The sequence below is a fragment of the Bacteroidota bacterium genome (assembly GCA_016713925.1).
GTDB lineage: Bacteria > Bacteroidota > Bacteroidia > AKYH767-A > OLB10 > JAJTFW01.
Genome location: JADJOH010000002.1, coordinates 1,138,249 through 1,153,423, shown reverse-complemented (window position 1 = coordinate 1,153,423; position 15,175 = coordinate 1,138,249). Strand labels below are relative to the sequence as shown.

The 15,175-nt window shown below is 42.2% G+C and carries 9 protein-coding genes; 5 read left to right on the top strand and 4 right to left on the bottom strand.

All coding sequences use genetic code 11. The annotated features are described in order from the left end of the window. Positions 1 to 10: 10 nt before the first annotated feature. Positions 11 to 862, bottom strand: coding sequence for a pantoate--beta-alanine ligase (locus IPJ86_04615; GenBank protein MBK7886596.1), 852 nt, complete (start codon positions 860 to 862; stop codon positions 11 to 13). A 56-nt stretch (positions 863 to 918) separates the two neighbouring features. Next, positions 919 to 2,340 carry a lactate utilization protein gene (locus tag IPJ86_04610; GenBank protein MBK7886595.1) on the bottom strand — a complete coding sequence of 474 codons (1,422 nt, stop codon included), beginning with the start codon at positions 2,338 to 2,340 and terminating at the stop codon, positions 919 to 921. A 191-nt stretch (positions 2,341 to 2,531) separates the two neighbouring features. Between IPJ86_04610 and IPJ86_04605 the strand changes: the two genes are divergently transcribed. Both IPJ86_04605 and IPJ86_04600 read left to right on the top strand, forming a co-directional pair. Beyond that, positions 2,532 to 3,833, top strand: a complete 1,302-nt coding sequence (locus IPJ86_04605) for a zinc-dependent peptidase (protein ID MBK7886594.1) — start codon at positions 2,532 to 2,534, stop codon at positions 3,831 to 3,833. A gap of 69 nt (positions 3,834 to 3,902) precedes the next feature. Then, complete coding sequence (locus IPJ86_04600; GenBank protein ID MBK7886593.1) at positions 3,903 to 4,742, top strand: hypothetical protein; 840 nt, start codon at positions 3,903 to 3,905, stop codon at positions 4,740 to 4,742. A gap of 532 nt (positions 4,743 to 5,274) precedes the next feature. Here IPJ86_04600 and IPJ86_04595 read toward each other — a convergent pair. Continuing rightward, the gene (locus IPJ86_04595) at positions 5,275 to 8,712 is read right to left on the bottom strand and encodes a pyruvate carboxylase (GenBank protein MBK7886592.1); all 3,438 of its coding nucleotides are present in this window, start codon (positions 8,710 to 8,712) and stop codon (positions 5,275 to 5,277) included. Between the two features lie 338 nt (positions 8,713 to 9,050). On the opposite strand from IPJ86_04595, the gene IPJ86_04590 reads away from it, so the two are divergent. From IPJ86_04590 to IPJ86_04580, 3 genes are all read left to right on the top strand, one after another. Beyond that, positions 9,051 to 11,513, top strand: a complete 2,463-nt coding sequence (locus IPJ86_04590; GenBank protein ID MBK7886591.1) for a T9SS type A sorting domain-containing protein — start codon at positions 9,051 to 9,053, stop codon at positions 11,511 to 11,513. Between the two features lie 505 nt (positions 11,514 to 12,018). Further along, a complete protein-coding gene (locus IPJ86_04585; protein ID MBK7886590.1) occupies positions 12,019 to 12,951 on the top strand; it encodes a hypothetical protein in 933 nt (310 codons plus the stop codon). Between the two features lie 488 nt (positions 12,952 to 13,439). Continuing rightward, on the top strand, positions 13,440 to 14,351 hold the full coding sequence (locus tag IPJ86_04580) for a hypothetical protein (GenBank protein ID MBK7886589.1): 912 nt from the start codon (positions 13,440 to 13,442) through the stop codon (positions 14,349 to 14,351). Positions 14,352 to 14,481: 130 nt separating this feature from the next. On the opposite strand, the gene IPJ86_04575 is transcribed toward IPJ86_04580, so the two are convergent. Continuing rightward, positions 14,482 to 15,135, bottom strand: coding sequence for an NAD(P)-binding domain-containing protein (locus IPJ86_04575; GenBank protein MBK7886588.1), 654 nt, complete (start codon positions 15,133 to 15,135; stop codon positions 14,482 to 14,484). Positions 15,136 to 15,175: the final 40 nt, after the last annotated feature.

The window sequence follows — 15,175 nt, the reverse complement described above, 5'->3', positions numbered from 1 at the left end:
TTCTCCGTTATTAAAGTTGGTAATGCATATTGTCAATCAAACGCGGACCTTCCGTAAGTACCGCAATACATCCTTGTATCTCTTTTACACCCTCCCAATGCGCTATCGGTTGAAGAGTATCAGGATCTACGAGATCGAAATACTGTACCTCTAAAAATTTACTCTGATTGATAAAGCGCGTGACCAGCTCTTGTACAGCGGCTGGTGAATGATGAGGAATGAATGTGTTTACCATCTGAAGGCCCTTATAAATCAAGGGAGCCGCCTTACGTTGTTCCGGGCTAAGAAGCATGTTTCTGGAACTCATCGCCAATCCATCGGCTTCACGAAGGGTTTCACAACCAATAACGGTGATGGGTAGCCTAAGTAAAGCGGTCATTTTCCGTACGATGGCGAGCTGCTGAAAATCCTTCTCGCCGAAATAAGCACGGTCCGGCTGTACAATCTCAAATAACCGGTGAACCACGGTTGCCATTCCTTTAAAATGTCCCGGGCGGTAGGCGCCTTCCATCACACTTTCCAGTGTCCCGAAATCCAGATCGAGAAGGGTCGGCCCGGCAGGGTAAATTTCTTTTACAGAAGGTAAGAAAACATAATCGCAATGCACACTATCCAATAATTGAATATCCTGCTCCGGCATTCTCGGATACTTTTCGAGGTCCTTCGCATCGTTGAACTGGGTGGGATTTACAAAAATGCTGCACACTACCTTATCATTCTCTGCCTTCGCTCTATGCAGCAGAGAAAGGTGTCCTTCATGCAAGGCTCCCATGGTGGGGACAAAGCCGATGCTTTTTCCGGAGGATTTGTCTTCGTGCAGTTGTTCCCGAAGTGAATCAACAGTAGTGTAAGGTGGTACCAACGTGATGGAGATTTAGAGGAAAAGGGTAACTAACGGATAGGCATAGCTGTATTCCGCTATTTATAATTCATCTTTTCCCGATACCATTCATTGAATGATTTCTCTTTTACAGCTGTGGGCATTTTGCGCAAACCGTTTTGTGATTTATACAAACCCTCCAATACATGTTTGCGTGCACTGATACCTGTCCAGCTCATGATTTCCCGTTTGAGCATCGCTTTCTTCCAGGCAAAATAAAACCAACGCTCCGTTCTGGTGGAATCTCCCTTTTCAACAAAATATCTTCTGTTTTCCAGAAGGAGTCGGGGGATATCAATTTTTACCGGACACACATCCTTACATGCACCGCAAAGTGTTGAAGCCTGACTGAGATGTTTATGATCTGTGCCCATCAATGGCAATGTTACAGCGGCAATAGGAGAAGGAAATTCCGCTACACCGGCCGTGCGATATACCGGACAAACGGATTGACAGGCTCCACATTTAATACAGGTCATCGCCTGACGCTGCTGTTCATGGCCCAGGACTTCACTGCGTCCATTATCGAGTAAAATCACATAGAGTTCATCCGGTCCGTCATGTTCCTCCTGCTGACGCGGACCGCTGATGATGCTGTTGTAGGTGGTCAGTTGCTGACCTGTTCCGTAAGTACTTAACAGTGGAAGGAACAAATCGAGATCTCCTAATGTAGGAAGCATCTTATCAATGCCGGCAAGTACGATATGTGTTTTAGGCAGGGAAGAGGTTAATTGTGCATTCCCTTCATTTTCTACAATAACAATCGCACCCGGATCAGCAACCAGAAAGTTGCAACCTGTTATACCGGCACCGGCATTACGAAAAGCCGGCCGAAGGTGATCACGGATAAGTCCTACCAGTTGCTCTGCTTCTGCATTTGCAGGAACATTCAATTTTTCATTTAATACCCGGGCAATTTCTTTAGAAGATTTATGCAAAGCAGGCATCACCATATGCGAGCCATCTTCTCCCGCAGCCTGTACGATGAAGTCACCGGTATCGGTCTCTTTGTATTGAATGCCCTGACTTTCGAGAAAAGCACTTAAGCCGATTTCAGTAGCGGTATTCGTTTTTGACTTGATGACTTCTTTAACATTTGTCTTCTTGAGAATCTCAAGTATCGCTTCAAGGGCATCACTTGTATCTTGCGCCCAGATCACTTTCCCGCCGGACTTTATAAAATTGGATTCAAATTCGATCAGGTATTTATCGAGGTTTTCAATCGTTTTCCATCTCGTGAAGGCCGCCCTCTCCCTGGCCAGTTCCAGATTGCTGTATTGCCTCGCCCCTGCATCCAACTGCATTTGTTGCATTTTCGCAGCCGATACCGCCCTTTCAGACCACGTATCTCCCTGAATGCCAGTCGTATCAGTTTTTGGGTTTTCCAAAATCAGCTCCATCATAGTTTCATACAAACCTACAGTAGTACGGGCATAGAAACAAGGAGAAAATAGGTTCATTTCTTAATCTTATCGCCCGTTTTATGTGAATAATATAGAATTATGGATTTCGTAAACGAAGTGACGCCATTGTAATACCGATGTTGTTCTGAAACCAATCCAACTAACTTACTTTAGTTCACCTGGAACCAGGATAAATTAAATCACTTCTTTATAGGTTGTGTAATCCTTTTTTCTAATTTCATTAAATCATGATGCCGGCGATTCTAATCATTATCCTACTATTTATTGCCTTTGCCGGATCTGACCTTTTGGCTTATTTCAGACAGATATGGCTAAATAAGGAATCCGGTGAAATACGGAAACTTTTACTCCGCCCTCCTTCTGTATTTGAAGAGAAGAGACGTTTAATGGAGCCGGTACTATTGAAGCATATTGATTTTTACCGACACCTTTCTCCCGTTGCAAAAGTAAAATTCTTGTACCGTTGCGCAGCGTTTATGCAGCGAAAGCGATTTATCGGCAAGGAGGAACTGGAGATTACAGAAGAGATGAAGGTATTGATTTCCGCAGCGGCTGTTCAACTCACTTTTGGACTCCGTGAATTTCAGTTGCAGCATTTTAATACGATAATCGTTTATCCGGGCGTATATACATCACCGTTAACCGGTGCAAATCATTTAGGGGAAACCAGTATTAAAGGGGTGATTGTACTCTCCTGGCAACATTTTCTCGAGGGCTATCAAAGCAACAGCGATAAAATTAATCTCGGACTTCATGAGATGGCACATGCGCTGGATCTGAGCCGGATGGTGAAGGCCTCAGATCCTTTCTTTCATGCATACTTCGTTAAATGGCATGCGGTGGCAGGAGATACTTTTAATGAAGTGAATCAGGAAGAAGAACATTTTTTACGCAAATATTCCGGTACAAATGACCGGGAATTTTTTGCCGTAAGTGTTGAACATTTTTTTGAGGATCCACAGGAATTCAAAAAAAATCTTCCGCATCTGTATCGTCATTTATCCATTTTACTTCGACAAGATCCTGTAGCATTAGGGCTGTCTCAACATACCCTGCTATCCTGGGTATCCAACCAACCTACATGGAATAAACAAGATGATCACGTGATGAAACATTTCCAAAGTGATTTTCCCTTTTGGTACGCTACAAAATGGATGATGTTGCCTTTGGGTTTTTTCATACTTATTTCGGCAGTGAATTCCGGTGAAGATCTTCGGTTCGCCACACTACTTTTAACAAGTAGATTCTTCATTGGGGTCATTCAGTTCTTCTTTCGCTCCAGAATAGTGGAGGTGATCAATAATTTTGTGGTAGTGCGTTCTGCTGTTTTCCCTTTTATGACGAAAAGTTTTGCCATGGAGAACATAATCAGCATTCGCTATGATCTGCATCGCAAAGGGTCGGTTCATCTCGTTTACTTGCAGGAGGGAGAAGTACATTCGGCGGTATATCCGATTGGACTAAGTAGGGAGGATTATGAATCTTTTAAAAATGCCATGAGCAATAAAGATGTAAGTATGAGCTATTGATCTAACCGAAATAGGGGATTTTAACTACCAGCGCTTTTTTTCGCGTGCTCCTCGCCTTATCTTTCACAAATGAAATCTATCCGAACAGCCATGACTCGAAAATTGTATATAATAATTGGAATCATCTTCCTTCTTTTCTCCCAACAATCAAAGGCACAATCGCCTTCCTTTACCTATGAAGCAGTATATATTATAGAAGAAGCGAAGACCGCCCTGATTTTGAAGAAAAAGGGTGCAGGATTCATAGGGTATTTCGCGAACGAAACAGAAGCAAAGAAAATCACCGGCGCATTTCAGGACGATGTGCTTACTTTGATTTTGGCAGAGGGCGAAGATAAAACTGCAAGTTATGCGGCATTGGATGAAGGAGGGAATTTGCTGATTACAGACGATAACCTTAACATGGCCTATTTTACCAGAACAGATGCCAATGTGGATGAAGTCATTGCAGGAATAGAGAAAAAAAATACTGCCACGGAATCTAATTCTAATTCAAATACCATCTCTACATCCCCTGTTGAGGAGCAACCGGCTGCTCATGAAACATCGACTGCGGCTAAACCCGCTAAAGGAAAAGTCTCCACCAAATATGCCAATAAAAAATTCCTGCATATGTATACCGGGAATGGTTTATCGGAAAAGTGGGCCTATTATTTATATGAGGATGGTCGTTTTTACTATAAGAACTTCACTACATATATGAGCAATGATTCCTATTCCAACTTCAGCTCTGTGATGAAATCGGACGATGCCGGTTACTGGGCAGTGGAACTAATCAATGGTGTGGAATACCTGAACCTGAACTGGAACGATGGAAAAGTTGGTCAACTAAAAATTCAAAAGATGGAAGTTGGTTATATGTTAAATAATAATAAATATTTTCTCGTCGGACATTCTGAATATGAATAAACTTTTTGCTTCCGGCTTCCGGCCACCGGCTTTCGGCTTCCGACCTTGGGCTGAGGGGTAAGGGTGGGGAGGCTTCCATTTCCATCAATTGAATTCTCATTCATTTATAAACATTCATCCTTCCGAGGTTTCGGGACAATTTTCATCAACTCATTCGCGAGGCTTTGCTCGCGATCACGAGCCAAGGCTCACGACAATTCATTCCAAACCATTCCTCACTTAAATCCCAAACTTTCAAACCCACCTTCATTAAAAAACACTCATCAATTCAACCATTCAACAACTCAACAATTCCATTTTGGTCACTACAAGTTAGATGTAACAACTATTCTACTTCTACGACCAAATCTTCTGACTCCACCAGACTTCCTTCTTTCAATAATGAGATGTCGTACTTTAAGATCCATAATCCTATTATTAGTGCCTTCCATTAAAATAATTTAAAACCCTCCTTCACTAAAAAACACTCATCAATTCATCAATTCAACAACTCATCAATTCCATTTTGGTCACTACAAGTTAGATGTAACAACTATTCTACTTCCACCACCAAATCTTCTGACTCCACCAGCGTTCCTTCTTTCAGGGAGATGTGACGAATTTTTAAATCCCGGGTTGCAGTAATCGTGGTTTCCATCTTCATAGCTTCGATGGTAAACAAGGGTGCATTTTTCTTTACGGTTTGTCCGGGTGCAACAAATATTTTACTCAATAATCCTTGCAGAGGCGTCCCAATTTGTTTTTCGCCGGAAGCCTTTGTATGATGTACTTTCAGAACAATAGCCTTTTTATCGGGCACATCAATCGCTCTGGTCTGGCCGTTCAACCGGAAGTATACGGTACGATGTCCGTTTTCATCAGCATCACCTACATAGAGTAGCCGTATAAGAATATTTTTTCCTTTGCCTATTTCAACCAGAATTTCCTGATTGTTTTTCATTCCGTAAAAGAAGGCCGGTGTAGGAAGATTACTGACATCGCCAAATTCTTTTCTGAAATTAAAATATTCTTCAAATACTTTCGGATAGAACTTCCACGAAAGGAAATCAGTGAAACTAACGGTGTCGCCGAACCGAATTTTAAAATCCTTAAATGCTTTTTCAAAATTGACCGGTTCCAGATGGGCATTGGGTAAGTCGGTATAAGGCACATCATCTTTTAAAATGATGCGTTGCAGTACTGCCGGAAAGCCTCCGGGAGGTTGTCCGAGGTCACCTTTAAAGAAGCTTTTTACACTTTCAGGAAAGCTTAATGTCTCTCCACGTTGCATCACATCCGCCGGACTCAAATTATTACTCACCATATACAGCGCCATATCGCCAACTACTTTCGAACTGGGTGTCACTTTAACAATATCACCGAAAAGTTGATTGACATCGGCATAAGCCTGTTTGATTTCTGTCATCTTATCTCCAAGTCCGAGCGAAACAGCTTGCGGCCGCAGGTTGGAATATTGACCTCCCGGAATTTCATGGTCGTATACTTCGGCAGTCCCGGCCATCAATCCACTCTCAAAAGGATAATACCATTCGCGAATGGTTTCCCAGTAATTGCTGTGTTCATTAAGATGTTTACTGTCAAAAGCAACTTCATGCCGTGTGTTTCTCAATACTTCCACCATACTATTAAAGTTAGGTTGCGAGGTGAGCCCGCTCATGGACGCAAGTGCCACATCAATCACATCTACTCCGGCTTCAATGGCTTTTAAATAGGAGGATGATTGAACCGATGAAGTATCATGTGTATGAAAGTGAATGGGGATATTGATGACCTTCTTGAGTTCAGTGATGAGAAGTTCCGCAGCATAGGGCTTGATAAGACCTGCCATATCTTTGATGCCAAGGATATGTGCACCTTTATCTTCCAATTCTCTGGCTAAATCCAAATAGTAGTTTAAATTGTATTTTGATTTTTTCGGATCGAGAATATCTCCTGTATAGCTGATACACGCCTCCGCGATACCACCTGTTCTTTCCCGAACGGCTCTGATACTGACTTCCATTGATTTTGTCCAGTTCAGCGAATCGAAAATCCTGAAAATATCAATTCCGTTTTTCGAACTTTCTTCGATAAATCGTTCGACCAGATTATCCGGATAGGCGGCATAGCCAATGGCATTATTTCCGCGAATGAGCATCTGCAGACATATATTCGGAATAGCTTCACGTAACAATTGCAGACGTTTCCATGGACATTCATGCAGGAAGCGCAAAGCAACGTCAAAGGTGGCACCACCCCATACTTCCATGCTGAAGGTTTGTGGATGATGCAAGGCATAATTATGTGCGACTTTGAGAAAGTCCATCGTACGGACGCGGGTAGCCAACAGGGATTGATGCGCATCACGATAGGTCGTATCCGTAAATTTTACTTTCTTCTCCTGCTTCAGCCATTCCGCAAATTTTTCCGGTCCCTGTTCAAGAAGCCGTTGACGTGTGCCTGGTGGCGGTGTTCCCTGTAGCCTTGTAGAGGGCATACGTGGAGCATCAATAGTCCGGTGGGGATCAATACGGCTGACATCAGGATTGCCGTTCACTATAACGTGAGCGATATACCGAAGAACACGTGTGCCGCTGTCTTGCTTTTTTCTGAAGACAAACAGCTCCGGATATTTCTCAATGAACTTCACCGTGGCTTTTCCATTCTGGAAGATCGGATGGTTGATTACATTTTCCAAAAAGGGAATATTGGTTTTCACTCCACGTATTCTGAATTCCATCAAGGTGCGGTACATCCTTCTGCTGGCTCCTGTGAGTGTACGTCCCTGCGCAGTTACTTTCACCAGCATCGAATCGAAGAACGGAGAGATTTTTACACCCTGATAAGAAGAGCCCTCATCTATACGAATACCATAACCGCCTGCATTGCGATAAGCGATCAATGTACCGTAATCCGGTTTAAAATCATTCTCGGGATCTTCTGTGGTGATACGGCATTGAATCGCAAATCCCCTGCATTGTACATCTTCCTGCCTGACGATATTGATCATAGGCGAGGACAAAGGATCTCCATCAGCAATCAGTATTTGTGAGCGAACGATATCAATACCGGTCACCTGCTCCGTCACGGTATGCTCCACCTGAATTCTGGGATTTACTTCTATGAAATAGATATTCTCCTCATCGTCGAGCAAAAATTCCACTGTACCCGCATTATCGTATTTTACTGCTCTTGCAATTTTAAGCGCATAGGCGTAGAGATTATCTTTTGTATCCTGACGTAAACTCGGTGCGGGTGCTACTTCCACTACCTTTTGAAATCGACGCTGCACGGAGCAATCTCTTTCAAAAAGATGCACGAGGTTGCCATGATGATCTCCCAGCAGTTGGACTTCTATATGTTTGGGGTCATCAATAAATTTCTCAATGAAAATGGTATCATCACCAAACGCATTTCCCGCCTCGCGCCGCGCTTCGCTGAACGCTTTTTCTAACTCCCCCTCGGCGCGAATTATTCGCATTCCCCTGCCACCACCACCTGCGCTGGCTTTGAATATAACGGGGAAGCCTATCCGCTTCGCTTCCTGCAATGCAATGGCCGGCGAGGTGAGGACTATAGTATTGTCTTCAATTACCGGAACTCCTGCGGCTCTGGCTACCCTTTTACTGGCAACTTTATCTCCCAGTTGCTCCATGGCTTCAGGAGAAGGTCCGATGAAAATGATTCCTTCCTCCCTACAGCGCTTCGCAAAGCCAACATTTTCAGAAAGGAATCCATAGCCGGGATGAATGGCATCAACACCGTTTTCTTTTGCGGTGCAGATGATTTCTTCTATGTCCAGATAAGGTTTTAAGGGTTCATTGTCCTTTCCGATTTGATAGGATTCATCTGCTTTGTAACGGTGCAACGAATAGCGGTCTTCATAGGTGTAAACGGCTACTGTTCGTATGCCCAGTTCAGCTGCAGCGCGAAGGGCCCTTATTGCAATCTCTCCGCGATTAGCTACCAGGAGTTTATGAATTCGACGCATAGGAAGGTGTTTTATCAGGATGTGGTGAGGTTACCGTTTCGGCAGTGCTCGTTATAAATTCTTAGAATGAATGTTGAATTGGTCTGGCTTGAATTAATTAATATTGAATATTTTACGTATTAAATTGGGATTCGTTTCAGGTAGTTCAACTTCAACGCTTAAAATTAGGCTAAAACAGTATTTCGATGTAAGTAAATTATAAACAGGTGTGATTTGATAATTCCAAAATTTATTTGGTGAACAAAGTAATTTGTGGGGTTAAATCAGCTATATTGCATATATAAATTAGGCGATACTGACTCAATTGACGGTATCTTTGCCTCACGTAAAAAAATGTAATGAAAAAGTTATCCATTTTCCTCTTATGCCTGTTCTTCTCTGTTGTTTTACAGGCCGGCAATTTCGACTGGTATCGTTTGGTTCAATTCAGTCAACGTAGTCATTTTGCTAATGGTATATCCACCGACGCAAACCGTAATGTTAATGTGACAGGCAGTTATTATCCCTGTCTGGTGTGCAATGCCGTCGGTTTTGTTGCCAGTTATGATTCACTTTCAGCGCCGAGATGGTCGGTAGTGGCCAGCACATTTGGAATTATAAATATTGAATTTTCCAGACCGTTTAATGACAACGACGGGAATATTTATACTTCGATATATATTCCGCAAGGTGCTTTAAGTGGACCTCAATTGAGCGTAAATTCAGTCTGGATCGGCGGTCCCGATACTTCCGGTTACGTGGTCATATTCCGTTTTTCAACCTTAGGAAATTTGGATTGGTACCGGGTGATTCCTACGTCTAATCCTGTTGTCCATTATGCGGATGAACCCGGGAACACGTATTTCAGTAACGGAGATACGACCTGGAAGTATAGTCCCGGTGGTATTTTATCCTGGAGGAATACTGGAAAGGGAGGAAGTTTCCTTTCTGTTGGCGGGTCAGATGTATATGTGGGTAACGGAACCACTGTAGAACGTTTGTCAGCGGCAACGGGTATATTTAAATCAACATGGACACTCCCAACCTACAGTGATATTGAAGCCGGTAGCGGAGGAGTGATTTTTGGAACCGGTAATCAGGGTACATTTAAAGTGCAGAATGGAGCTGTTATTTATCAAAATGCAGGTGTTAAGGGAACCGGTATCAGTAAACGAAGTTCCGATATGTGGGTAGTTGAAAATTTTCCTGCATTGAGCGGATTAGCCGGAACAATGACATTAAAGCGTTTGTCCGCATCTAACGGTGCCGTCCTTGAAACACAAAATATCAATGATGTGGAGCCCAGTGGTAGCCGTGGAAATATAGCGATTGATGCATCAGGTTCTGTGCATGTCTCCTTCCGTGGATATGATGGAGCAGCTTATTCTTATTTAAAATTATTTCCATTTGTCGTCTGGAGGGATTATCAGAATTACGAATCTCTTTTTCTTGCCAAGTTCAGAACGAAGTTTCTTAGTCCGGTACTCGGATTCACCAACTCCGTATGGACCAACGGGGAGTTCGGCGTAGATAAATGGAATGAAAGCGATATCGGAGCGAAAAAACCGTGTTCAGGTGTGAATGGATTTAATGTTGGCTATTCACTCAGGAATACCACCTTTTTAACCGGCAATAGTGTAAACGTAGAGATTTCTGATTCGGTCGGCGATTTTACAAATCCAACAGTTATTGGTACCAAACAAACTACATTGGCAACGGATTCCGTGTACTGTGATATCCCTTTTAATCTTCCTAACGGCCCTAACTACCGCCTTCGTCTTCGTACGACTAATCCTGCCCTCTACAGTATTCAGGAAGGCAATCCGGTTGGAATTTATGCCCCAAAATCTACGCTGTCCAGCAATGGCCCGCTATCATTTTGTAAAAATTCGCAAGGTGCTGAAATCATTTGTGTGAATGATAAAGCATCTAACACTATTTTATGGGAGAGAAATGGCATTATCAACGGGGATTTGATTGGTGCAAATATTTTACCTGTTAAAAGCGGTATTTACAATGCACTTGTTGCTGATGTAGACGGTTGTGCGCGTCGGTCCGATAATATTATTCCTATAACAGTTTGGCCTATACCCAAAGCCCAATTGAATCTTGTCGGAAGTAATATTATATGCAAGGACTCCTCTCTTCAACTTCAGGTCAATGCACCGACCGCAGTCAGCTACCAATGGTTACGGAATAATATTCCACTCTCCGGTGTAAATGATAGTGGCTACACTACCGGTTTGGGAGGTACGTATAAAGTGCAGGTTACAGATGTAAATGGTTGCACAAAAACGTCACTGAATGCAAAGGTGATCGTTTACAGGGCCGAGATTAATGCTGAAAGTTCACTTTCATTTTGTGTCGGGGATAGTGTTATTCTTATCGGACCCGTTACCAATACAACGACGTATCAATGGAGAAAAAACGGAATTGAAATTCCAGGTGCAAATAGTATCAATTACACTGCCAAGGATCCCGGAAGTTATACTGTTGTTACTACAGGAACCACAGGCTGCACTGCCCTTTCTCCTGCAAAAATTGTCACTGTCAATTGCAGAGAGGGCAATGTAAATGCCAGAGCATGGAACGTTTATCCGAATCCTGCAGCTGATCTCCTTTTTGTAGAATGGGGCACTTCTTCCGGCAATGGAATATTGGAACTTACAGACATCAGCGGGCGCGTATTGCATAGGGAGAGTTGCTCCTCCACGATCCCGCTTCTTAGTATTAATCTCAAATCATTTACCTCCGGACTTTATATGGTACGTTTTATAGGAGATGATGGTTATTCTGAAACCAGGAAGATTGTAAAAAATTGATAGGGTTGATGGAGTAATTACTAATGAAGTTTCCGGAATTATTGTGAAATTCTTGACGCCAGTCTCGTCAGAATTAAATCGTCTCGTCATTACTCATCTCCTCACAGACGAGAAGTAGCAAGACGAGACGAATTAAGAATGACGAGACATTCCCCCCGGCGAAGCTTTCCTTTTACAAGCACTCTGATTTATTGTGCAGTTTTAAGATTTGTTTTGTCAAAATTTTGTCATTCATCTCCGGCTCATACGGTCTTCACTAAGCTTTCATGGGGTACTTCTCAACTTTGTCATGTCGCTCATGCGATGAATTAAACGTTCTTATCTCAGATAGTTTTCAATCAATAGGGTTGTTGATTGGTTAGGTTAGAGAGCTCCCGGAAACGGGGGCTTTCTTTTTGTCTGATAGTTTTTCACCGAATTAGGTGATTGGTTAAGAAGTGATGTTAGGGTATTTTTGGTACTCTTATTTTACATAAAGTCGATATAACTAATCTCAAATATTCCCATGAAAAAAGTACTCTTCGTGATCATTCTGTTCTTAGTATCATCCTATGCATCAAAGGCAGCCGTCAGTCGTGTGTTTGTAGCACTCTCAAATGAAGCTTTGTCTACAGTTCCGGTGCAAGGAAATTTAACCTGGTCAACGTATCTCGGCACTTCAAAACTTGCCTTTGCAAAGGGGTATACTTACTTAATAAAGATTGAATTTTCAAGTGGTTCTCTCGGTACATTTAAATCCACTTCAACGCAAGCCACCATTTCCGGGTTGGTGAAGTCTGGAACAACCTATCAATTCAATTTGACTATATCACCCACTGCCACCAGACTTGCCACATTTAATATAGGATTAGAATCGCTGAATCCGCTCCTGACATCTAATTTGATTCCTTGCGAAATTGTTGAAATTGGCAAATTTTATTCATTAATTCTCCGCGATACATCTAATACTATGCGCAGTCTTGCCACAAAGTCTCCCGGCATGCCTACCATTGTATTTAAAAATTTGACAGGGAAGAAGTCAATGAAATTTAGTGGTTCAACTTTGACTAATGCAAAATTCAGTAGTTCCGGCAATTCATATATTTCCAGTGGATTAACCGTGAATCCTGCGAGCCTAAGTAATATAAGTTCCACTAGTTTTAGTATTGAATTTTCAGCAACCTCCATCAATTCCACAACAAGTGCCATCAAGGATGTACTCTTGTCGCGAGTAGTTGATGCGGCCGCTGACAAAGCTTACCCATGGGTTTCCTATAAATATGCGTTGATGATACCACCAAGCGGACAAACACCCCCGCCGGTAACCAGTACGGGTGGATCAGGGATCTTGACCGGTTCAACTGTTAATTTCGAAATCTTACCCGGGAAATGGCAGGTGTTGGACCAGTACTCTGTTGGTTATAATATTTTCCTTGACGGAAGATATATGGTAGATTAAGTTTCTAAATGGAGTGCCGATGGAATCGTTTGAACATTTAGCAGCACTCCATGAAATTTATTAGTATAAGTTGTAATCGATTTTGAAAACTTAAATTAGTACGCAGGAAGTTTGCTATTTGTGGTAATGGGTACTTTTATAATTTGTGCGGAATGGCATCTCCCCGAATTAGGTGATGAATTGTACTTCCATCTTTGGAAGAGGATTTAGAACAAATTAGCAAATGGTGATGAAGATAGAATATGTTAGTTTTTAAAATGGGTGAAATTATTTAAGGAAGTTTAGCAGTGAACCCACTATTTTTATGGAGGAGATGAAGAATGTTGATCATAACCTTTAAGAATCTTTTGACTAAGTATATTCTAAATTCATACTGACAGCCTTTTTGAATGATACCACCGTTTTCGGGCATTTTTTCCGCAAAACCGAAAGCTACTTTTGCCGGTAGTAATTCAAAAGTATACATGAACTTCTTCCCCTTAATCAATATGAAACGTATCCTTATCCTGATGCTGTTGAGCATTGCATCACATCAAATGAATGCAGCTATAAGCAAAGTCTTTGTAGCTGTGGCTAATGAAAATTTTAGTTCCACTCCTGTTAATGGGAACTTGAATTGGTCAACTTATATTGGACTCTCTAAACTGTCTTTTGCGAGAGGGTATTCGTATAAAGTTAAAATTGAATATACAAGCGGATCGGCTGGTGGAATACGTTCTACCTCCACAAATGCCCTCATCTCCGGAATAGTAAAGACAGGTGATACCTATGATTTCAAGTTGGATATCCCTTCGTCTGTACCACGATTGTCGACGTTTAGAATGGGTCTTCAAACATTGAACGCGAGCCCGGTACTTAATTCAGATATGATCTCATGTGAAGTTGTAGAGATAGGTAGATTTTATTCGATGATCATCAGTGACTCTTCTGCCACGACACGCTATACCCGCGGCACACAAAATATGGAAGTGACCACCATTACATGGAAGAAGGGAACAGGTCCAAAGTATTTTCGATTCGCGGGTGGTGGTTTTACCAATGCGAAGTTTCTACCTGCTACTACCGCTTATTCAATGAGTGGTATTACGATTGATCCGTTCAAAATTACACGTGCAGATATCAATTATATAGAATTTATGCTTAAACCGACAACGATTAACAGTTCGCCTGCTTCACTAAAGGAAGTTATTCTGGCTAAGATCTTTGATGCAGCGGTTGACAAACCCTACCCCTGGGTATCCTATAAATATGCCGAAATGTATTCACCATCGGGATTTCCTAACCAAGGTTTTAATCCAAAAGACAGAACCATTGAACATATGTATGGGCTTATATATACACTAGGGGTATATGAAGAGGGCTTTAATATTTTTCTCAATAGTAATTTCGTAGTGGATTAATGGTAGCGAAATTTATTGAATTGGATTCCCTTGTTGGTAATTGAATAGTTGGAAGAAATTTGATAGCTCCATCTCCACCCGATTTCGAGTGTGAAATAACACTACCGGAATGGAGATGAAGACTATTCCATTACTTCACAATTTTAAACTGAAACATGGGTGTTCCCATTGCTGCATAAAGTCGTACCCAAACCGGGAGTATTTGCTCGGTGCCACGGGCTGTAGTAATATCACCGAGATCGATAAGGTGGTTTGCACCCCAGCCGAAGGTTTGTAGTAAGGCACTTACTTTTTCTTTTGCCTCCTTGCTGTTTCCGCTCAGGAAGATATCATGATCACCGTTGTTGACCAATTGCGGATTGACCATGAGGTTCGCCGTTAACGTGTTTAATGTTTTTACAACATAGGTGTCCGGTACGAGTTTTTGAATTTCCTCACCCAGCGAATTGTCATTGACGATGAGTAACGTAGGAGGCATGCCTTTGCTGAAGTCGAGCGGGTTCGAAATATCAATGAGGATTTTTCCTTTCAGGTTTTCATTGCCGGCAAGTCGAATCACTTCCAATGCTACTTCTCCTTTGGTGCAGTTGAAGATTATTTCTCCTGCAGCTGAGGCTTCCGCGAAGGTGCCCTGGGATGCGGATGGACCGTTTTTGCTGATCCATTCGGTTGCTTTTTCGTTATGGCCTGACCGTGAGCCCATTTTTACTTCATGACCAAGTTGGATGAGTTTGGTGGCGATGGTTTGTCCTACCATGCCTGTACCAAGAACAGCTGTTTTCATTATAGTATTTATTTATATTTAGGATTCTGATATTGAACGC

Bases quoted from the DNA above. Each gene is read 5' to 3' on its own strand.
- IPJ86_04580 (MBK7886589.1), top strand. From the start codon at position 13,440: ATGAAACGTATCCTTATCCTGATGCTGTTGAGCATTGCATCACATCAA.
- IPJ86_04610 (MBK7886595.1), bottom strand. From the start codon at position 2,340: ATGAACCTATTTTCTCCTTGTTTCTATGCCCGTACTACTGTAGGTTTG.
- IPJ86_04575 (MBK7886588.1), bottom strand. From the start codon at position 15,135: ATGAAAACAGCTGTTCTTGGTACAGGCATGGTAGGACAAACCATCGCC.
- IPJ86_04605 (MBK7886594.1), top strand. From the start codon at position 2,532: ATGATGCCGGCGATTCTAATCATTATCCTACTATTTATTGCCTTTGCC.
- IPJ86_04600 (MBK7886593.1), top strand. From the start codon at position 3,903: ATGAAATCTATCCGAACAGCCATGACTCGAAAATTGTATATAATAATT.
- IPJ86_04585 (MBK7886590.1), top strand. From the start codon at position 12,019: ATGAAAAAAGTACTCTTCGTGATCATTCTGTTCTTAGTATCATCCTAT.
- IPJ86_04595 (MBK7886592.1), bottom strand. From the start codon at position 8,712: ATGCGTCGAATTCATAAACTCCTGGTAGCTAATCGCGGAGAGATTGCA.
- IPJ86_04590 (MBK7886591.1), top strand. From the start codon at position 9,051: ATGAAAAAGTTATCCATTTTCCTCTTATGCCTGTTCTTCTCTGTTGTT.